This is a genomic window from Brevibacillus sp. FSL K6-6036 (assembly GCF_037964015.1).
Lineage (GTDB): Bacteria > Bacillota > Bacilli > Brevibacillales > Brevibacillaceae > Brevibacillus > Brevibacillus borstelensis.
Genome location: NZ_CP150173.1, coordinates 2,781,644 through 2,802,950, shown reverse-complemented (window position 1 = coordinate 2,802,950; position 21,307 = coordinate 2,781,644). Strand labels below are relative to the sequence as shown.

The window sequence follows — 21,307 nt, the reverse complement described above, 5'->3', positions numbered from 1 at the left end:
ACGGATGGGAGAGGACCTTCGATGCAGCAACAGAACGTACCGGACAGTCTGAAACAAATATGGATGTGGCGGGACCAACCTCTTGATACAAAAGAAGTGACAGAGGGTGAGCTTCTGTCCGCGCTGCAATTGGTCGAGGATTTGCGAAAAAACGGTCAATTTGCTCGTACCAGCGAAGCGGAAGCGGTCGTTCTGACATTTCTTGCCTCCAAGCGTATGAAAAAGCCGGGAGGCCATACGCTGGCGGCGGAGTGGCTGGACAGAGCGATCTCGCTGGATCCCTCCTTTGAATTGGCTCTGAAATGCCGTCTTCGGCTGTACGAGCTGCAGCTGAAAGAACATCGGTTTCAGCAAGGCTATCCATCTGTGCGCGAGACTGATAACGCTGTCAGCCGACGCAAAAACTTGGAAATTCTCCAGGAAGCAGGCCGAGCAGAGCTGGTGGAGCTGGACGGGTGGTGCAAACTGGCGGCTGAAGCCGGGGAAGCTGCAAGACGGGTCGGGGAAAGCGAAACGGCTGAGAGATTGGCCGTACTAGGGGCTTTGTACGCAGAAAGAAAGCGGCTGCTAGAGGTAATGCTGGAGCGTGCAGAGGAGTACGCTGCTTCCCTGCGCGGGCTGTTTTATTCCGGTGAATCACTTGCGTCTCTGCAGGAAGCGATACGGGCATTGGCTGCTCAGAACGAAAAGAGGGCGGCACTGTTTGATACAAATAACGAGGCTGATGCCGCTGACGAGCCGGTAGGGAAACTTTCTGCGCTGGAAGAGCTGGAAGCTTTGATCGGTTTGCAGGAAATCAAGGATCGGGTCCGCTCGCTGGCAAACTTTCTCCGCTATCGCCAAATGCGGGAGGAGAAAGGTTGGCATATGCGGGACCAAATTCCGCTCCACCTCGTTTTCATGGGCAATCCGGGAACGGGGAAAACGACTTTGGCCAGACTCATCGCCAGACTTTATCACGAGCTTGGCTTGCTGGAGCGCGAAGACGTCGTCGAGGTGGACCGCTCTCATTTGGTGGGGGCATACGTGGGACAGACAGAGCAGAAGGTGATGGATGCCGTAAAACGGGCGGAGGGCGGCGTCTTGTTTATTGATGAAGCTTACAGCCTGAAGCGGCCGGACAGCTCCGGCAGCGATTACGGGCAGGCAGCCATCGATACGCTCGTTGCAGCGATGACCGGCGGCGAGTACGCAGGCCGTTTTGTCGTCATGATGGCCGGCTATCCCGAGGAAATGCGGCAGTTTCTGTACGCTAATCCCGGACTTCGCAGCCGCTTTCCGGAAACAGGACATTTTCTTCTTCCCGATTACAGTACGGAAGAGCTTCTGCTCATTGCCGAGCAAGTCGCGAGCCGCAATGATTTTACGCTGACAACAGAAACTCGCACTGCTCTCCGGGAGCGTATCGAACAGGCTCAGGTAGACCATACCTTTGGCAATGCCCGTACGGTTCAAAACATTGTTCTGGACGCCATTTTTGCCAAAGGACGAGAGGTGGATGGTGAAAAAGAGCTGGATTGGCATGATTTTACCATTCTCAGCCAGGAGGATGTTCTGCCCAAGCGGGGCGAGCAGAAGTCTGATAGTGCCTGGGAAAAGCTATCCAATTTGATCGGCTTGGAGCAAGTAAAGGCGGAGCTGTTGAAGATTTCATCGTTTGTGGACGTTCAGCGCAAGCGCAGTGCGATCGGGCTGCCTGCCTTGCCTATTGAACTCCACGCGGTATTCACGGGGAACCCGGGAACCGGAAAAACGACGGTTGCGGCCTTGTATGCCGAAAGGTTGAAAGAAATCGGCTACTTGAAGCGCGGACATCTGGTTACAGTTGGCAGGGCTGATCTGGTTGCCGGATATGTAGGCCAGACGGCGGCATTGACCAGGAGGAAGGTCCGCGAAGCGTTGGGCGGTGTCCTGTTTATCGATGAGGCTTACGCTTTGGCCGAAGGAAGCGAAACGGATTTTGGCCATGAAGCGATCCATACGTTAGTGGAGGAAATGACCAGACACCAAGAAAATCTGGTGGTCATTCTCGCAGGCTATCCTCTGGAAATGCAGCGATTTATGGCAAGCAACCCGGGACTTTACTCGCGTTTCAAAAAGTACATTCCGTTCCCGGATTACACTACGGATGAATTGGTGCAAATGCTCCGGCTGGCGGTATATCAAAGGGGCTATCTGGTTCACGACAAAACGGTGGAAACGATCCGGACTTATTTGGAGCGGGCAGCCGCAAGCCATCAGCTGCACGGGAACGGCAGGCTCGTCCAAAATCTCGTTCAGGAAGCGATGCAAAATCAAGCGGTAAGATTAACGAGCAAGCAGGCAGCGGAATGGACACGCGATACGCTGAGCATGCTGGAATGGGAAGACTTTGCCCCGTTGTTTTTAGCGACAGGGGATGCAAACGAAAACATAGAGTGATTCATTGCGAGGGACTTTCGTCTCTCTTTTTTTTCTATTTTTAGCCCCAAAGGACACATTTCTACAAGACATATTTTTATCAACAAGAATATCCTTTCTGATTTCCAGATTATAGCTTATAATGGAAATGTTATGAGAAAATTCAAAAAGGGGGAAATTAAGTGAAGAAAAGGTCTTTTTCTCTATTCTTGTGCTCCCTGCTTACCGGGGCACTGCTTCTGTCCGCTTGCACCCAGCCTGCAGCACAGCCGACGGAACAAAATCAGCAGCAACCGAACCAATCAGAGCAAAACCAGCAAGAGCAAACGAAAGCCGGTGAAAAGAAAGAGCTGGGCTATATCAAGGCGACAGATCCTTCGAAAGTGCCGGATTCTGCGAAGCAGCGCACAGATACGATGGTGCTCGGCATCACAGACCCGCAAGGCATTTTCAACTACTGGTTTTACAACACAGTCTATGACCGGTATGTGATTGAAGCAGTAACCGAACGATTGCTGTCGGTAGCAAAAGATGCCACTGTGATTCCGGGACTTGCGGAAAAATGGGAGATTTCCGACGACGGATTGACATATACGTTCCATATCGACAAACGAGCAAAATTCTCCGACGGCAAGCCCGTAACGGCAGAGGATGTCGCGTTCGCCTATCACGTCCTGTTGGACCCCAAATACGACGGCAGGTCGAACCTGTCAAAGGCCAAAATCAAAGGCGAAGACGCATACAAAAATGGAAACGCAACCAGCCTCGAGGGCGTAAAAGTAATTGATCCACAGACGATTCAAGTTCAGGTGGAAGAAGCAAACGCAACGACTTTGCTGTTGCTCGGCACTGAGATTTTTGTCCTGCCCAAGCACTATTACGGAAAAGATTTCGCCAAAGGAAATCTGGAGTATATCAAGAGCTTGCATCAGAAGCCTATGGGCAGCGGGCCATATATTCTGAAGGAGTTTATCCCTGGACAGGAAGTCCGTCTCGTAGCGAATGAAAACTACTGGAAGGGCGCTCCGAAAGTCAAAAATCTGATCTTCAAGTCAACGACGGCGGAAACGCAGATTCAAAGCCTGAAAACGGGTGCAACCGACTTTGACGCCTCGATTTCCGTAAATGCAGACAACGTTGAAGCATTGAAGGAACTGGGATTTGTCGATCTTGACATGCTCCTGAACAATGGATATGGCTATATTGCGATCAATCACAAGCTGCCGAAGTTCCAGGACAAACGCGTCAGACAAGCACTGATGTACGGATTGAACCGCGAAGAAGTGGTGTACGCGTATTCGCAAGGGTATGCAGAAGTCATTGACGTGCCGCAATCCAAGCTTTCGTGGGGTTATCCGGACGAGTCCAAGCTGACGAAGTACAGCTACGATCCGGAAAAAGCGAAACAGCTCCTCGATGAGGCAGGCTGGAAGCTGGAGAGCGACGGCTACCGTTACAAGGACGGCCAAAAGTTCACGATCCAGTTCTCCGCATCGACTCCAAATGAAGTGAATGATGCCCTGATTCCGATTGCGGTAGAGAACTACAAGGAACTGGGGATTGAATTTATCGCCGAACAACTGGAATTCAACGCTGTCATCGACAAACGCAACAAGGGAGAGCACGAAATGGCGTTCCTGGCCGTTGGACTTTCCACAGACCCTGATCCGTACGGCTTGTTCCACTCCAAAGGCGGATCGAATAAAGACGCCTACTCCAACCCCAAAGTGGATGAACTGCTTGAGGCTGGTCTGAAAGAATTTGACCAGGCCAAGCGCAAAGCGATTTACCAGGAAGCATACGAGATCATCAATGACGATATTCCGGTGCTCTTTATGTACCAACGCTACAATTTGAATACGATCAGCTCCAGACTTTCCGGCTTTGTGATTTCTCCTTATAAATACTTCTCAGAGTCACTAAACGAAGTTCAAATTAACTAAAAATTTTTGATAATTTCACCAATTCGCAATATGCTCGGCGCTATGCTGAGCATATTGCTTGCATAAGAGGGGAGGAAATCATGAAGCAGCTCCTTATCCGCAGACTTATCCAAAGCATCCCGACCCTGATCGGCGCCTCTATTCTCGTCTTTCTCGTCTTTACCTTGGCACCTGGCGACTTTGTCACCCAGATGTCGGCTGACGCCAATATGACCCAGGAGCGGCTCGATGAGATACGCGCCCTGCACGGGCTTGACCAACCTCTCTACAAGCAGTATCTCACCTGGATGGGCAATCTGCTCACGGGCAATTTTGGCGAATCTGTCCTGCATCGCCAGCCCGTGACGAGCGTGATAAACACATTTATGTGGAATTCCTTTCTGATTGCCATCATCGTTCTGGTGCTGCAATGGATCATTGCATCCATCGTCGGCATTATGGCCGCGCTGAGACAATATTCGATTTACGATTCTGCAGTCACGCTGATTGTTTTTATGGCGATGTCTTTTCCATCCTTCTTTTTGGGATTGCTTATGCTGAAGTTCTTCGCCGTCGATTATCAGATATTCCCGCTGGGCGGCATGCGGTCGACAGGGAGCACCCTTACCGGCTGGGCCGATTTTTGGGACGTGATGAAACATCTGGCATTGCCGGTCATTGTTTTGACCTTGCTGAATATCGGCTCGCTGACCAGATACTTTCGGACCAATATGCTGGAAGTCATCAGGCAGGATTACGTTCGTACAGCCCGAGCCAAGGGATTGAAGGAGCGCGTCGTCATTTTCAAACACGCGCTGCGAAATGCATTGCTGCCTTTGATTACCCTGTTTGCCCTCGAAATTCCCGGTTTATTTTCCGGGGCGATCATTACCGAACGCATCTTTAACTGGCCAGGCATCGGCCGGGTTGTGCTGGACGGAATCTTCCAAAGGGATTACCCGCTCTTGATGGGCTTTACGATGCTGCTGGTTGTACTGACGATCGTTGCCAATATCCTGGCTGATCTGATGTACGGCGTAGCAGACCCGCGGGTCCGGAACAGGTAGGGGGGATAGAGATGAGCCACAATATTGCTGACGTCCAAGTCGAACTCAAAGCCAAAAAGATCAAACCCGATTCCCCGTGGCGCAGTGCCTTCCGCCGTCTGTTCAAAAACAAGATGGCTTTGGCCGGGATGATTGTCCTTACGCTGATGTTTCTGTTTTCGTTTATCGGTCCCTATTTTTCTTCTCATCTGGACGCGAAGATTTCGGTCAGAAACGCCAATCTTCCGCCGAACGAAACTCATTGGCTCGGGACGGACAAGCTCGGCCGGGATGTGCTTTTGAGGACAATGGAAGCTGGAAGAGTATCCTTGCTGGTGGGGATCGTCGCCGCTTCGATCATCGTCTTGGTCGGCGGGACGCTGGGAGCCATTGCGGGCTATTACGGCCGTTTTGTCGATTCGGTGATCATGCGCCTGGCAGACATTCTTTATGCGATTCCCACGCTGCCCATCCTCGTGGCGCTTGGCGCTATTCTGTCTGATTTGAAGTTTCCGCCGGACAAGCGGATTTATCTGGTCATGTTCATCGTCGGAATGATCGCCTGGATGAGTCTTTCGCGTCTCGTCAGAAGCCAGGTACTCAGCTTGAAGGAGCAGGAATTCATGCTGGCCAACGAAGTGCTCGGGCTGAGGGACAGACGGAAAATTTTCAGGCATTTGCTGCCCAATACGGTACCCATCATCATCGTTGCGGCGACGCTGGGTGTAGCAAACTCGATCCTTCTCGAATCTACGCTTAGCTTTCTCGGTCTTGGCGTAGTACCGCCTACCCCGTCCTGGGGACAGATGATCTCGGCAGCAAACAATATGATTGACTTCCAGAACAGGCCCTGGCTCTGGGTTCCGCCTGGGGTGTGCATATTGCTTACCGTCGTTTCGATCAACTTCATCGGTGACGGATTGAGGGACGCCTTTGATCCCAAACAGAAAAGGTAGGAGAAGCTGCATATGTCGAGTACACTTGTTGAATTTCGCAATTTGAAAACGTATTTCTACACAGAAGCCGGTGTCGTACAAGCTGTGAATGACGTCAGCTTTTCCATCCGAGCTGGAGAGACGGTTTGCATCGTCGGTGAATCCGGGTGCGGAAAAAGCATCACCGCCATGTCATTGATGCGGTTGATCGCTTCCCCTCCAGGGAAGATCGTGGGCGGAGAAATCTTGTTTGAAGGCCGGGACCTCCTGAAGATCAAGGAAAGCGAAATGAGAATGATCCGCGGCAATGAGATCGCCATGATTTTTCAGGAGCCGATGACGTCGCTGAATCCGGTTCTGACAGTAGGGGACCAGATCATGGAACCGCTGATCGAGCATACGCTTCTATCCAAAAGCGAGGCCCGGAAAAAAGCGATCCAGCTCATCGAACAGGTGGGAATTCCCCGTGCCGACCAGATTATTGACAGCTATCCGCATGAACTGAGCGGGGGGATGAGGCAGCGCATCATGATCGCAATCTCTCTTAGCTGCGATCCGAAGCTGCTGATTGCCGACGAGCCGACGACAGCCTTGGACGTCACGATCCAGGCGCAAATTCTCGATTTGCTCCGCCAATTGAAAAAGGACCGGAACATGTCGCTCATGCTCATCACCCACGATCTTGGAGTTGTTGCGGAAATGGCCGATTACGTGGTTGTGATGTACGCGGGCAAGGTCATCGAGGAAGGGCCGGTAAAGGAGATTTTCAAGAATCCGCGTCATCCTTATACAAAGGGCTTGTTGCTCGCCAAACCGGTAATCGGACAAAGAAAAGAGCGCTTGTTCACGATCCCGGGCCAGGTCCCCAATCCGATCGGTCTGGGTGAAAATTGCCACTACAGCGACCGCTGCGAACATGCGATGGACATTTGCCGTGCAAGTCAGCCTGCCTTACAGAAGGATGGGGCTGACAGCAAAGTGGCTTGCTGGCTGTACGAAGGTGAGGGATCGAAATGAGCGATGTCATCCTGGAAGTGAAAGACTTGAAAAAGTATTTCCCGATTCGCTCCGGAGTGTTTCAGCGGACGATCGGGCACGTAAAAGCGGTTGACCAGATCAGTTTTACCATGAAAAGAGGAGAAACCCTGGGGCTTGTCGGTGAGTCCGGTTGCGGAAAAAGCACAGCCGGCCGGACGATTATCAGGCTGTACGACAAGACCGAGGGCCATGTTCTGTATAATGGTCGGGATATCCATCAGCTGCCCCCTAAAGAGCTGCGCAAGTTGCGACCCAAGATGCAATATGTGTTCCAAGACCCGTTCAGCTCGTTAAATCCACGGGTGAAAGTCGGGGAGGCGATCGGCGAGGCTGTCGTCGATCACGGGCTGTGCTCGAAGGCAGAAATTCGCGAGAAGGTGTTGGAGGTGCTGAATATTTGCGGCTTGGCACCGTACCACTACGACCGCTACCCGCATGAATTTTCCGGCGGGCAAAGACAACGGATCGGGATTGCCAGAGCGCTCATCCTGCAGCCGGACTTTATTGTGCTGGACGAGCCTGTTTCTGCTCTCGACGTGTCGATTCAAGCGCAAATCATTAATTTGCTCTCTGATTTGCAGCAGCAGCAAAACCTGACCTACCTGTTTATTTCTCACGATTTAAGCGTGGTAGAGCACATCTGCTCATCGGTGGCCGTCATGTATCTGGGCTCGATAGTGGAGATGGCGCCTCGCGACGAGCTGTTCAAAAATCCTCTCCACCCCTATACCAAAGCGCTGCTGTCGGCTGTACCGATTCCAGACCCTACGATAACGAGAGAGCGAATCTTTCTAAAAGGAGATATTCCAAGCCCGGCTAATCCTCCACAAGGCTGCAAGTTTCATACCCGTTGTCCGGTTGCTGCGGATAGGTGCAGGACGGAAGTGCCGGTTTACCGCGAAGTCGGCCCGGAGCATCATGTGGCATGTCATTTGGTATAACCGAGCGAGACTCGCAGTCTTTTTGAGTCTTTCTGCACGCCCACGGTGAAAAGAAAGCAGGAAGCGCACGATCCAGCAGGGATTGCTGCGCTTTTTTGTCCGTCTGAAGCTTGGGACACTTTTACAATTATTACCCTTTTCGTATAATGTTGTTATTCAAAAATCAGACGGGAGAAGGGGGCATTTCATTGCGGGGAAAAAGGCATGCGGCACTGACTGGGGTACTTGTTCTGTCGCTCATGGTCGGCGGGCTGCCGACAGGAGCCAAGCAACAAGGTGAGCGCAGGGGAGATCTGGAGATTGAAGCGCGGGAAGGCTTTTCTCTGGATTCCCGATCCAAAGCGGGAGGAGAAACAGACCTGGTCGTCATTCAATTCGAGGGGCCCATCGAAGAAGAATGGAAAGAAGAAATAGAGGATATCGGTATAGAGCTGGGCGACTATTTGCCTGACTATTCCTTTATAGCCAAATTATCAGAACAGGGCGATGAGAAAAAATTGAAACGGCTCTCTTTTGTCAAAAGGGTCGTTCCTTTTTATCCGGTTAACAAGGTAGCGCCGACTCTTCGCAAGTCATTGGGAACAACCGATGAGGTAGAAGTAGCTGTGATCGGCTTTGATCAGCAAGTGGACATGAACCGCACCCTGTATCGGGCGGCGAGTGAAGAAAGCATCGGTGATGTGGACTCGCTGCAGAATGCGAGGCACATCTCGCTTGCACGCATGAGCGGAGAAGGATTGGAGGAGGTCATCCAGTCAGAAGATGTCATTGCCGTGATTCCTATGCCGGAGCGAAAACTGCATAATGATCGGGCTGCAAAAATCATCAAGGCAAACAAGCTGGAATCTGCCGGCTTTACCGGGAAAGGACAGATTATTGGCATCGCCGACAGTGGTTTGGATACAGGCGATCCAGACGATCTCCATCCCGATTTTACGGGGAGGATCAAAAGCTTGTATGCAATTGGCCGCAAAGGCGACGCGAGTGATCTGGATGGACACGGAACGCATGTAGCCGGATCGGCACTTGGCAGCGGAGAGGCTTCTGATGGACAGTATCAGGGAATGGCGCCGGAGGCGGAGCTGGTTTTCCATTCGATGCTGACGGAAAAGGGGTATTTGAAAGGAGAGGTCGAGGACATTCTCGGGGAAGCCTACGAGGACGGCGCACGTATTCACTCGGATTCATGGGGGACTGACGATAACGGCGATTACGGACTCGATTCTTTCTTGTTTGACCAGTTTCTCTGGGAACACAAGGATATGACTGCCCTGGTAGCTGCGGGCAATCAGGGAGAGTATGGCTACAAGACGATCGGCAGCCCGGCCACAGCCAAAAATGTCATCGCCGTAGGGGCTACCGAGAACGACCGACCGGATGTAGGCGGGGATGAGGCGGATGATCCGGATTCTGTAGCGGGATTCAGCAGCCGCGGAACGACGAAGGATGGAAGGCTGAAGCCCGATATTGTCGCACCCGGGAGCTATATTCTTTCCGCTCGCTCATCGGTCGCTCCTGAAGAGGAGTTTGAAGAGCTCTTCGACCAATACTATGCATACAACAGCGGGACAAGCATGGCCGCACCAATTCTGGCCGGAGGAGCGGCCCAGCTTCGCCAGTTTTTGCTCGAAGAAAAAGAACTGGATGAACCGAGTGCCGCCCTGATCAAAGCGATGCTGATCAGCGGAGCCGATGATCTCGATGAGGACATGCGCCTTCAGGGATTCGGGCGGGCCAACCTCCTGCAGGCGATCGAGACAGATTTCGTAGATGAAACAGATGGTCTGGTGACAGGAGAAGAGGCGACGTTTGCCGTCGAGGTGTACGACCGCTCCAAGCCGCTTGCCATCACATTGGCTTGGACAGACTATCCGGCTTCTCTGGCAGCGAAAAGAACCTTGGTGAACAACCTTGATCTGACTGTAACCGCTCCCAGCGGAGAGAAGTTCAACGGAAACGACTTTTTCCGTTACCCGTATGACGATGAAGTGGACAATTTGAACAATGTGGAACAAGTATGGATTTCCCGACCGGAAAAAGGCTTGTACACGGTGAGCGTAAAAGGCTTCAATGTCCCAAAAGGTCCACAGCCATTTGCGCTCGCCACAACGGGCAAAATCAAGGAAAAAGGCGGCGGACAGCATATCGAGCAAGGGAAGCTGCATGATGACAAAAGGTCGGACAGGTATGCCGATTACTCATTTCGGGCCAAGAGCGAAGGCCGGTTGAGAGTATATGTTGACTGGAACAATCATGCGTCGTTAAGCTTGACGTTGTATGACTCCCAAGGCGATATACTGGCAATCAAGGAGATAAAAAAGAGGAAAAGCCTCGTTCTGCCGCTCCCGGAGAAGGGGCGATACAAAATACGACTGGAGCTTGAAGACGGCCCGAAGGTATCCTATAAACTCTCGATGAGCTATCCTGAATAAACCGGAATGATCATACGGATGGAAACGGCGCAGCCCATCACGCTAACGTGGCGGACGCGCCGTTTTGTCTTGAGCCTTGTTCGGGGGCGTGTGGTATTTCAACCCGTGCTTCCACTCGTGAGCCCGCAAGGCTATTTCCAGACAGACCCGTTCATTGGGGTGCGTAAAGTCTACCGGGAGATGCTCCTGGATTTTTTCCAGCCGGTGGTACAAGGTCTGGCGGTGGATGAATAAATGATCAGCCGTTTCCTGCTTGGACAAGTTGTGATCCAGGTAGACACGCAATGTCTGGGCCAGTTGGGTCCCGTTCTCCGCATCGTATCGCAGGAGCGGCCCCAGGTAATCATCGATAAAATGCGTGAGCACGGGCTCCTGGGGGACATGAAACAGCAGACGGAACAAGCCCAGCTCGGCAAAATAGGGGCTGTGGGCGTCTTGCTGGAAGATCAGGGCCTGCTCGGATTCTGCCAGGTGCCGGCCCGCCTCTGAAAGCCTCTCGCCAGGCCGGCTTACACCAAACAGGACCTCGGTATCCGGTCCCATGGCCTGGCGGCACATCCGTTTCATCTCGGACATGGCCTTGTCCAGAGTTCGGCGAATATCCGTTTGATTGGTTGGTGCGATCAGGAGAAGGTAAAAGCGGTTTCCTTTGCAGCGGATGAAGGGACGAAAGCCGAGCCTCGTCAGCAAAGAACGGAATACGCCGGTAAGCTCATGCGGTGCGAGTGGCGAGGAAAGGTCCTCCGTGCTCCGATGGAGAGACAATAAGAGCGTGTAGTAGGCCGGTGTTTTGTTCTTGCCGGACAAACCGAGGAGAGAGCGTATTTGTTCCTCCGGCAAAGGTCTGTTGGCGATCAGATCGTCGAACAGCCGATTCTCTGCTGCGAGCATCTGCTCTTCGGCAAACATTTTTCGCATCAGAATTTGGGCCATCGAGCTAACGGTGTAATCGAGCGTCAATAGCAGGTATTCGTCGGCTTCCCGATCATACAGAATCAAGCCGACATAAGCGAGCAGATGTCCCATGACGATAATGGGCTGGTAGACCAGCTTCTTTTTGTCCGAGAGCGCGATGATCCCGCTGCTCGAGACGGAATCGTCCCCTTGCGGCAGGGCCGTACGCATCAAACCGGACAGCTCCGATTGAACAACCTGCGGCAGGGGAGGGACGTAGAGAGGATTTCCATCCAAGGGAAAAAAAAACACCTGTGTGTGTACACTTGCCTGAAAATGCTGCAAGAGTTTCGGAATTCCCTGTGTCTGCAGACTGAGCTGCTGCAAGCTGCGGGAATACGTCTCCAGGTTGCGAAGCGCCTGCATTTGACGGTTGATCAAATGCTCGTGCAGATCCAGTGTAATGTCAACGAAGCGAACAGGCTTATGAAAGACAATCAGTGGAAAGTCGTGATGGTCAGCGAGCTCAAGCATGTCCTGTGGCACTTGCGGGATGTAGTCGCCAAGCTCGATACATAACCCGACCGCCTTCCGTGAAATGAGCTCGGAGAGATAAGCCAGCCGCTTCTCTTTTGCCTCGCCAAATCCGAGTCCGGTCGAAAGGATCAGCTCATCGCCGTTCAGGTATTGAACAGTATGAGCCGCTTCCAATACATGCACCCATCGCACCGAGCGGGACAAGCCCCGACTGCCTGCGACCACTTCCGCGTGCTGAAACAAAGGACGTTTGACGACATCTGCCACGGTCAGGCGCCATTCATTGGTCATTCTTCTCCTCCTATAGACAGTCTGTAACATGAATACTACCGAACTCCTGTCAGTTTGTCTAGTGATGGCGCGTTGAATGTTCAGATAAGATAGAATTATCAATCATGCATGTGCGCAAAGGAGTTGAAAGGATGAGTACAACAACAGTTGGTCCTACTTTGAAAAACTACATCGCCGGAGAATGGGTGGAGTCCCAGACGGAGCGCTATGAGGATATCCCCAACCCGGCAACAGGCGAAGTGCTGTCGCGCGTACCACTCTCGACGAAGGATGACGTGGACAAGGCTGTGCAAGCGGCCAAGGCTGCCTTTCCGGCCTGGAGTCAGACCCCTGCGGTAGATCGTGCCCGGATCATGTTCCGCTTCCAAAACCTGCTCTGGGAGCACCAGGATGAGCTGGCGCAAATGATTACGCTGGAGAACGGGAAAAACCTGCCTGAGGCACACGCGGAATTGCTCCGCGGCATTGAAATGGTGGAGTTTGCGGCAGGAATGCCGACGCTGCTCATGGGTGAGACGCTCCCGAATATCGCCAGGAACATCGACTGCCAGGTAATACGGTTTCCGCTTGGCGTCGTTGGCGGAATTACGCCGTTCAATTTCCCCCTGATGGTGCCGATGTGGATGTACCCGATCGCGATTACGGCAGGCAATACATTTGTCTTGAAGCCGTCCGAGCGCACGCCGCTGTCCTGCATTCGGATCGCCGAGCTGTTAAAGGAAGCGGGATTGCCCGATGGCGTATTCAACGTCGTCAACGGCGCTCACGATGTGGTGAACGGGCTATTGGAGCACCCGGATGTGAAAGCGATCTCCTTCGTCGGTTCGCAGCCAGTCGCCGAGTACGTCTACAAGACAGCCGCAGCGCATGGAAAACGCGTCCAGGCGTTGGCCGGGGCCAAAAACCACCACCTCGTCATGCCGGACACGAATCTGCAGCGAGCAGCCAAAACCATCGTCAGCTCCGCCTTTGGCTGTGCAGGCGAGCGCTGTATGGCGGCGAGCGCGGTCGTGGCAGTAGAGGAGATCGTAGACGAGCTGATCCGCCATCTGATCGAAGAGTCCAACGCCTTGAAAATGGGGAATGGGCTAGAGCCGGGAGTTGACCTGGGACCGGTCATTCGCGCTTCGCATTTGGAAAAAGTGCACGGTTTCATCGAGCAGGGACTTTCCGCAGGCGCCGAGCTCGTTCGGGATGGACGGGAGGATGCGAAAGCAAACCCGGAGGGCTATTTCCTCGGGCCTACGATTTTTGACAAGGCGGATGCCGAGATGGTGATCGTCCGAGACGAGATTTTTGCGCCTGTGCTAAGCGTCATGCGGGTCAAGAATTTCGAGGAAGGACTTGAAACGATCAGCAAATCCCGCTTTGGAAACGGAGCCACCATTTACACAGAAAACGGCAAGTGGGGACGGGAGTTTGTACAGCGCGTGGAAGCCGGCATGGTCGGGGTCAACGTAGGCGTCCCTGCGCCAATGGGCTTCTTCGCCTTCACCGGATGGAAGAACTCGTTTTACGGAGACCTGCATGCCAACGGCAAAGACGGCGTCGACTTTTTCACGAAGAAAAAGACGATTACGTCGCGCTGGTTTGACGACGGCGATACCAGTATCGGTTCCCAAAAAGTATTCGTGAAATAACGAAAGGGAGGATCGAAAATGAGCCAGGAGCAACAAACTCATACGCTGGAAAAGGAATCCCTGCTGGAAAAAGACAGGGCGCACATGTGGCATCACATGTCGCCCTACAATCCCAATCCGATGATCGTCACGGAAGCGAGCGGCTCGTGGGTGACGGACATTGACGGAAACAAATACCTGGACGGCATGTCTGGCCTGTGGTGCGTCAATATCGGCTACGGCCGGCAAGAGCTTGCTGAGGCTGCCTATGAGCAATTGAAAACGATGGCCTACTTCCCGCTGACACAAAGCCATGTGCCAGCGATCAAGCTGTCGGAAAAGGTGAGCGAGTGGCTCGGTGAAGAGTATCGGGTCTTTTTCTCCAACAGCGGTTCGGAAGCGAATGAAGTAGCCTTCAAAATCGCCCGTCAATACCACCATCAGAACGGCGAGCCGGGCCGGTACAAGTTCATTTCCCGTCACCGGGCCTATCACGGCAATACGATGGGAGCTTTGGCTGCTACCGGACAATCGATCCGAAAACAAAAATACGAGCCGCTGGCGCCGGGCTTTCTCCACGTTTCCCCGCCGTATTGCTACCGCTGTCCATTCGGAAAGTCCTACGGGAGCTGCAGCCTCGAGTGTGCCCAGGTATTCGACGAGGTCATCAACTGGGAGGGAGCAAACAGCGTGGCGGCCGTCATTATGGAGCCGACGATCACAGGCGGCGGCGTCATCGTTCCTCCGCCGGAGTACATGCCGAAGGTGCGGGAAATCTGTGACAAGTACGGCGTCCTTTTGATCGTCGACGAAGTGATTTGTGGATTCGGCCGTTCCGGTCAAAAGTTTGGTCATCAAAACTTTGGCATCAAGCCTGACATTGTGACCATGGCCAAAGGGATCACAAGTGCGTACCTGCCGTTGTCGGCTACCGCGGTGCGGGCAGACATTGCCGACAAGTTTAACGAGCAAGGAGTCAACCTGCACTTCCGTCACGTCAATACGTTCGGCGGAAATCCGGCGGCTTGTGCGCTCGCGCTGAAAAACCTTGAGCTGATGGAAGAAGAGCAGATGATCGAGAGGGCTGGCCGTCTGGGAGAGGAGCTGCGGGAGAAGCTGTCGTTCTTAGAGGAGCATCCGCATGTAGGCGACATTCGGAGCTTCGGTTTTCTGATGGGCATCGAGATGGTGGAAAATCGGGAAACGAAGGAACCGGCAGCGCCTGACAAATTGACCAAAGTCATCGGAGCCTGTAAACAGCGCGGCCTGATCATCGGACGAAATGGCGATACGATACCGGGCTTCAATAACGTTCTCACCCTTTCGCCTCCTTTCTCGACTACAAGCGAAGACATTGACTTCATCGCTCGCGTACTGCGTGAAGCGTTTGCGGAATTAGCCTAAGCAATCAAATAACAAAAACGGCTTCCTATTCCTGACCTGCCCTAAGACGAGCAGAAAGGGAAAGGAGGCCGTTTGGTTTCATGGTTTCAGAATCAAGAATCTTTTCTCATGATGAAATAGACAATCAGACCCATGACCGGAAAAAGCAGTGTTCCAATGAGTACAAGCAAAGCGTATTCGTTGCTTTTGCCGCGTTTGCGAGCGTCCCGATAGGCCCAGATACTGGTGAGGATATTTAGCGCGTATAGAACCAGGAGGATCAGAAACGGAAAAAACATGATCAGTTGAATTGGTAAGTCGAAATGACTTTTGTATTCCACAAGTGTCCCTCCCAAAAGTGTATATCGAAAGGCATGACAAATCATGTCTATGTATGGCAAACAAGACTCTATCGGCAGTTGGTCGGCAGATCCAGGAAGATGTCCCAAGCAAAAGCGAAAGGTATTGACGCGGGTTGGGGATCATGATAAGGTACAACGTAATGAATACTAAGTAAATACATAGGAATTCTATGTTTTAATCATTTCGACAGGGGAGGAAAACCATGAACAAAGGACGTACAATCAAACAGGCAGCCGCGGGGGCAGTTTTACTAACCGCTTTAGCGGTGACCGCTGGCACGCAGGTGTATGCAGCGCCCGCATCCACTTCTTCTTTGGCGGTGCAAGCTACTGCGGTGCAAACATCAGCACCTCAGCCAACATCCGTCAAAGATGCCGCCGCCTACATCACAAAGCGGTACGGAATCACTTTGTCCGGGACTATTACCAAACAGCAGTTTGAAAAGGCTTTGGAAACGCTGCTAGCCTCTTCCAGTATAGCGGTTAACAGCGATGGGGCCAATCATTCTTTCTTCCCGAAAGGCTCGACGAGCAATAAGCTTTTGGCATGGGAGGCAATCAGCGCTTCCGTAAAGGCTGCTGACTTAAAGGAACTGGCGCATACGTATTCGGACGAAAAAATCTCCGCAGCCTGGGATGCAGCCGGCTTGACGTATAAAGCAGGCGAAGGGATTGCCAAGGAAGCGGCACAGGAGGTGGCGGTCGCCTTTGACACCGGGTTCCTTTCTGCAAAGGATTTGTCCGGAATAAAGCTGGAAGCAAATGTATCCGCCGAGCTCGCCTATCAGCTCTTGAACAAGGTGGCAGAATTTCACGGAGAGCAGCAAAACTTTCTCGGCACCATCAGCGACGACGACATCTTCGGAAAGCTCGTCCAGGCGTGGAATGAATCCCAGTTGATCAGGACAGAAGAATTGCAAAAGACCGTAGATGAAGGACTGAAACAAAACCTGATCACCGGTTACAATCTCAAGGACACGCAGTTTGATCCCCACTTTGATCCCGCACGGACGATCACCTACGGGCATAGCGATATCGTCCATGCGGTGCAATTGGTCGGCCTGCTCCGCAGCGAAGGCATTGCTGCGAAAGTACAGTTGGAGCCGAAAACGTCTGCTTTTGTTTATTTGAAAGAATGGGGCGAGCCGGTACAAACGGATGATTATCAAGTAGTCCCGATCGACAACGGCAATCACATTGCCTACGCCAAGGAATACGATCTGAGTCTGGAGTTTGCCACGGTCGAAGAAAAAGAGAAATTCCAACCGCTCGTACTGAAATACGCGAAGCGCAATCAAGAGGATATGACCGGTCTTCTCAAATCGTCCTGGTGGCAGCCTCTCTACTATTCCCTGACAAAGCTGGATGAGTATCCGGTGATCACAAACAATGTGCTGAAAAAAGGCCGCTATCTGGCCCAGACTTTTACCCTGAACGAAGATTCGGCCAAAGTCGTATCCGGATTGAAAAAAATCAACCCATCTGCCAGCGTGGAAACGTATCAGTTTTGGGTCGATCAACCGTTTTACAACTATTTAAAAGGGGACTATAAATAAGCTCATCCCCGCTCTTTTTTAGTGGTTGCGGGCTGGTCATCCTGTTCGGCTTGGTATGCGCGAAGTCCGCGAACGAACATTTCCAGGATGACGTCGTGCTGGGTCTTGCTCGCCACCTTCAGGCGTATTTGCTCCAGCTCGTTCACCAGTTCCGAATCCAGATGCAAATTAATCGTTTTTCCCTTGCTTCGCGGGTGAATTTCAAGATGATTGCCATTCTTCTTGACCACCCCTTCGACAACCGCTTCTTTTCCGAGTATGTTGCGATCGGGTACGTACAAGCAAGGGGCTTCCAGGATGATATGGGTCAGCTCTTCACTGAAACGGATAGTGAGGGGCTGCCCCTTTTTTTTATGAAAGTCGCGAATTTGGCGAGAATATTCCTGGTTTTCTACAGTATTGCCGAGCGTGATAACAGCTGTTTCCATAACTCCTCCTTACGACCGGGCAAGAGAAGTGGAGGTCTGATTGGCTTTCTGCAAAGCACCCTCCGTGACCCCGTCTATTACTTCGCCGTTTTCCTCGATCTGTACCTGGTAGACAAACAGGTCATCTGCAGGATCAGCCTTGCTTAAGGCGACAGCCGTGATGACCGCACAAACCCATTTCCCGTTCCGCTCCAGACGAACGCGATCCAGGACGTCAAATTTGGGAACGAGCAAACCTTTTCCGTGCAAAAAGCGCAGTACTTCTTTTCGCGGATACAGAAAACGCTTGTTTCCCTGTTTGCCTGCCAGCAAAGGAAATACCTCGCGCTCATCGATGACCGTGCCAAGCAGCCCATCGTCTGCCCACCTTTTAATCGAGGCCATGCTTCCCGTCCTTCCGCTCCGGGAGGCGAGCAGGTCCAAAATCTCGCGCGATGATACATAGTTTTTTCTCTCCGAGCGTTGTGCTTCAAAAGCAATCCGTTCGGCTTCCAATCTCTCCAACCGGTCCATCGCTTCTGCAATTTGCTGCTTGAGTCTGGCAATCAGCTGATCGTAATCCTTCATGCCATCCCCCTCAATTCTTGTTTTGGTATCAGCCTATTCTGCATTGAAATCAATCATGCCTGGGAAGTCGGTTTCATTTCAGGAACCTCCTATTTAAAAAAGGTGATGAAGGAATCATAAAACGCTTTTTTTCCACATTGATAATAGCAAGGAAGCAATTTTCAGAACGCCTGAGGAGGTTGTTGCATAATGAGCGTTCACCGCGAAGAAACAAAGACCGCATCTATGCTGCAGGCAAACTTTCAAGAAGTAGTTCCTGCCCTGAAGCCGAAAGAAGCGATAGACGAAGCAAACCGGTGCCTTTTCTGTTACGATGCCCCCTGTATCAAGGCCTGTCCCACCTCAATCGACATCCCGTCCTTTATTAAAAAAATTGCGACCGGCAATTTGCTCGGGTCGGCGAGGACGATTATGGAGGCAAACCCGGTCGGAGCTAGCTGTGCCAGGGTCTGTCCGACAGAGGAGCTGTGCGAAGGTGCCTGTGTGCTCAATCACGCCTCCAAGCCGATCATGATCGGGCTGCTTCAGCGTCATGCGACAGACTGGGCAATAAAAAATCAGAAAATTCTGTTTCATGCAGGAGAGCAAAATGGCAAGCGCGTCGCTATCGTCGGCGGCGGTCCAGCCGGTCTTTCGGCAGCGCGAGAGCTTGCCCGTCTCGGTTATGAAGTAACGGTTTTCGAAGCGCGAGAAAAGGCCGGCGGGCTAAACACCTATGGCATCGTTTCCTTCCGTTTGCCGCAGGAGGTTGCACTGTGGGAGGTTGAGCAAATCGAGCAGATGGGCGTGACCATCAAGACTGGAACCCGCGTCGGTGTAGACGTGACACCGGAGGAGCTTCTGCAGAGCTTTGAAGCTGTCTTGCTTGCGGCAGGCATGGGCGCTGTCCCGATGCTGAATATCGAGGGCGAAGACTTGATCGGCGTTCTCGATGCGATTTCCCTCGTGGAGGATACGAAAACGAAACCGCTTACGGATCTGATGCTCGGCAAGAAGGTGGTTGTGATCGGGGCGGGAAACACGGCGATAGACGGAGCCACTGCCTCCAAACGGCTGGGTGCCCAGCTCGTACAGATTCTTTACAGGCGTACAGAGAAAGAGATGACCTGCTACGAGTTCGAGTATGAATTTGCGAAACAAGATGGCGTGGAATTCCGTTGGCTGGTAGCGCCGACCCGGATTATCGGCGAAAACGGACGGGTGACCGGTATTGAGCTTATGCGGATGGAGCTTGGGGAGCCGGATGCAAAAGGACGAAGGCGTCCGGAGCCGGTCCCGGGCAGCGAGTTTGTAATGGAAGTGGATTTCGTTGTAAAGGCAATCGGGCAAACGCGGCACGTGGACTTGATCGAAATGTTCGGGCTTCAGCACAAAAACGGGATCGTGGAGATCGAGGAAGGCACGTATCGAACCTCTCATCCGCGTGTCTACGCCGCGGGCGATGTCATCTTTGGCGGAGGGAATACGGACGCGATGGTCGTGGATGCAGCCAATCACGGAAAGCGGGCGGCTCATGCGATCCACACGGCACTGGAAGCAAAGTCTCAGCCAGTTTTATAAGAAGGAGGCGTAGAAACAATGGCAGATTTACGCATTAATTTGGCGGGAATCGAGTCGCCCAATCCGTTTTGGCTGGCTTCAGCACCGCCTACCAATTCAGGCTATCAGGTGCAGCGGGCGTTTGATGCGGGGTGGGGAGGAGCAGTCTGGAAGACACTGGGGGAACCGATCATAAACGTGACGTCCCGGTTTGCCGGACTTCACTTCGGAGGACAGCGGGTGCTCGGCTTCAACAACATCGAGCTGATCACGGACAGACCGCTCGAGGAAAACCTGAAGGAAATGCTGGAGACCAAAAAGCTGTTTCCGAAGCACACGTTGATCGCTTCGCTCATGGTCGAGCACAAGCGCGAAGCGTGGCATGAAATCGTGAAGAAAGTGGAGGCCATAGGGGTAGACGGACTGGAGCTGAACTTTGGCTGTCCGCACGGCATGGCGGAACGCGGCATGGGCTCGGCAGTAGGTCAGCACCCCGACCTGATCCGGCAGCAGGTAGAGTGGGTCAAGGAAGTCGCCCAGACGCCTGTCATCGTCAAGCTGACGCCAAACATAACAGATATCCGCTTCACAGCCCGTGCAGCGTCAGAGGGGGGAGCCGATGCCGTCAGCATGATCAATACGATCAACAGCCTGATCGGGGTCGATCTGGACTCGTGGCTGCCGATCCCGCATGTGGATGGAAAAGGAGCGCACGGCGGTTATTGCGGACCAGCGGTGAAGCCGATCGCGCTCAACATGGTAGCGGAATGCGCTCGCGATCCGCAGGTGGGGATTCCGATCTCCGGGATTGGCGGCATTTCCACATGGCAGGATGCAGTCGAATTTTTGCTCATGGGAGCGAGCGGCGTCCAGGTATGCACCGCAGCCATGCATCACGGATTTCGGATTGTCGAGGACATGATCGACGGCCTGAACAACTACCTGGATGAACGGGGAATCGCTTCGGTCATGGACATCGTCGGCAAAGCTGTGCACACCTATTCCGATTGGGGCCATCTCAATTTGAATTACAAGGTCGTTGCCCGCATCCACGAGGAAACGTGCATCAATTGCAACAAGTGCCATATTGCATGCGAGGACACCTCTCACCAGTGCATCGATATTGTGACTGACGAAATGACCGGGAAAGAAAGGCTGGTCGTTCGTGAAGAAGACTGTGTCGGCTGCAATCTCTGCTCCATCGTATGTCCGGTCGAAGGGACGATAGAGATGGTAGAAATCCCGTCTGATCAGCCGCCGCTCTCTTGGAACCAGCGGCAAGCGGCACTGGCAGCAGACCGAAGCTGCGAAGCGGCCCAGGAGTAATGTTTTCACCTCTGAACGCATAGCTTGTACTGGCAAGAGACATACCGCCAGAGCATTTGCCCTGACGGGGCCGGGAAAAGAGGAGGGTATA

The 21,307-nt window shown here is 52.8% G+C and carries 16 protein-coding genes; 12 read left to right on the top strand and 4 right to left on the bottom strand.

Annotated elements, in window-relative coordinates:
- Nucleotides 1-21: 21 nt before the first annotated feature.
- From NST37_RS14065 to NST37_RS14035, 7 genes are all read left to right on the top strand, one after another.
- Entirely contained in the window at nucleotides 22-2,421 is a 2,400-nt protein-coding gene (locus tag NST37_RS14065) for an AAA family ATPase (protein WP_339185526.1), read from the top strand.
- 161 nt (nucleotides 2,422-2,582) lie between these two features.
- Nucleotides 2,583-4,343 (top strand): ABC transporter substrate-binding protein, encoded by a 1,761-nt coding sequence (locus NST37_RS14060; RefSeq protein ID WP_003385657.1) that lies wholly within the window; start codon nucleotides 2,583-2,585, stop codon nucleotides 4,341-4,343.
- An 80-nt stretch (nucleotides 4,344-4,423) separates the two neighbouring features.
- Nucleotides 4,424-5,389: an ABC transporter permease gene (locus NST37_RS14055; protein ID WP_003385656.1), complete on the top strand. Its 966-nt coding sequence runs from the start codon at nucleotides 4,424-4,426 to the stop codon at nucleotides 5,387-5,389.
- Between the two features lie 11 nt (nucleotides 5,390-5,400).
- On the top strand, nucleotides 5,401-6,324 hold the full coding sequence (opp4C, locus tag NST37_RS14050; protein WP_003385654.1) for an oligopeptide ABC transporter permease: 924 nt from the start codon (nucleotides 5,401-5,403) through the stop codon (nucleotides 6,322-6,324).
- 12 nt (nucleotides 6,325-6,336) lie between these two features.
- On the top strand, nucleotides 6,337-7,320 hold the full coding sequence (locus NST37_RS14045) for an ABC transporter ATP-binding protein (RefSeq protein WP_003385653.1): 984 nt from the start codon (nucleotides 6,337-6,339) through the stop codon (nucleotides 7,318-7,320).
- A complete protein-coding gene (locus tag NST37_RS14040) occupies nucleotides 7,317-8,282 on the top strand; it encodes a dipeptide ABC transporter ATP-binding protein (RefSeq protein ID WP_003385652.1) in 966 nt (321 codons plus the stop codon). Before NST37_RS14045 ends, NST37_RS14040 begins: the two co-directional genes overlap by 4 nt.
- Nucleotides 8,283-8,470: 188 nt before the next feature.
- Nucleotides 8,471-10,714 (top strand): S8 family serine peptidase, encoded by a 2,244-nt coding sequence (locus tag NST37_RS14035; RefSeq protein WP_172920492.1) that lies wholly within the window; start codon nucleotides 8,471-8,473, stop codon nucleotides 10,712-10,714.
- Nucleotides 10,715-10,756: 42 nt separating this feature from the next.
- On the opposite strand, the gene NST37_RS14030 is transcribed toward NST37_RS14035, so the two are convergent.
- Nucleotides 10,757-12,436 carry a PucR family transcriptional regulator gene (locus NST37_RS14030; protein ID WP_172920491.1) on the bottom strand — a complete coding sequence of 560 codons (1,680 nt, stop codon included), beginning with the start codon at nucleotides 12,434-12,436 and terminating at the stop codon, nucleotides 10,757-10,759.
- 131 nt (nucleotides 12,437-12,567) lie between these two features.
- On the opposite strand from NST37_RS14030, the gene NST37_RS14025 reads away from it, so the two are divergent.
- Both NST37_RS14025 and NST37_RS14020 read left to right on the top strand, forming a co-directional pair.
- Nucleotides 12,568-14,076: a CoA-acylating methylmalonate-semialdehyde dehydrogenase gene (locus NST37_RS14025; protein ID WP_172920490.1), complete on the top strand. Its 1,509-nt coding sequence runs from the start codon at nucleotides 12,568-12,570 to the stop codon at nucleotides 14,074-14,076.
- A gap of 18 nt (nucleotides 14,077-14,094) precedes the next feature.
- Nucleotides 14,095-15,459, top strand: coding sequence for an aspartate aminotransferase family protein (locus NST37_RS14020; RefSeq protein WP_024984172.1), 1,365 nt, complete (start codon nucleotides 14,095-14,097; stop codon nucleotides 15,457-15,459).
- A gap of 92 nt (nucleotides 15,460-15,551) precedes the next feature.
- On the opposite strand, the gene NST37_RS14015 is transcribed toward NST37_RS14020, so the two are convergent.
- The gene (locus NST37_RS14015; protein WP_003385646.1) at nucleotides 15,552-15,779 is read right to left on the bottom strand and encodes a PLDc N-terminal domain-containing protein; all 228 of its coding nucleotides are present in this window, start codon (nucleotides 15,777-15,779) and stop codon (nucleotides 15,552-15,554) included.
- Nucleotides 15,780-16,003: 224 nt separating this feature from the next.
- Here NST37_RS14015 and NST37_RS14010 point away from each other — a divergent pair, with 224 nt between their 5' ends.
- Entirely contained in the window at nucleotides 16,004-17,356 is a 1,353-nt protein-coding gene (locus tag NST37_RS14010; protein WP_172920489.1) for a hypothetical protein, read from the top strand.
- A 2-nt stretch (nucleotides 17,357-17,358) separates the two neighbouring features.
- Here the strand turns inward: NST37_RS14010 and NST37_RS14005 are convergent, their stop codons facing one another.
- Nucleotides 17,359-17,784 carry a hypothetical protein gene (locus NST37_RS14005; RefSeq protein WP_003385644.1) on the bottom strand — a complete coding sequence of 142 codons (426 nt, stop codon included), beginning with the start codon at nucleotides 17,782-17,784 and terminating at the stop codon, nucleotides 17,359-17,361.
- 9 nt (nucleotides 17,785-17,793) lie between these two features.
- A complete protein-coding gene (locus NST37_RS14000) occupies nucleotides 17,794-18,351 on the bottom strand; it encodes a hypothetical protein (RefSeq protein ID WP_039070300.1) in 558 nt (185 codons plus the stop codon).
- Between the two features lie 189 nt (nucleotides 18,352-18,540).
- On the opposite strand from NST37_RS14000, the gene NST37_RS13995 reads away from it, so the two are divergent.
- The gene (locus tag NST37_RS13995; protein ID WP_339185525.1) at nucleotides 18,541-19,911 is read left to right on the top strand and encodes an NAD(P)-dependent oxidoreductase; all 1,371 of its coding nucleotides are present in this window, start codon (nucleotides 18,541-18,543) and stop codon (nucleotides 19,909-19,911) included.
- A gap of 18 nt (nucleotides 19,912-19,929) precedes the next feature.
- Nucleotides 19,930-21,216 carry an NAD-dependent dihydropyrimidine dehydrogenase subunit PreA gene (preA, locus tag NST37_RS13990; RefSeq protein WP_031932857.1) on the top strand — a complete coding sequence of 429 codons (1,287 nt, stop codon included), beginning with the start codon at nucleotides 19,930-19,932 and terminating at the stop codon, nucleotides 21,214-21,216.
- Nucleotides 21,217-21,307 lie beyond the last annotated feature (91 nt).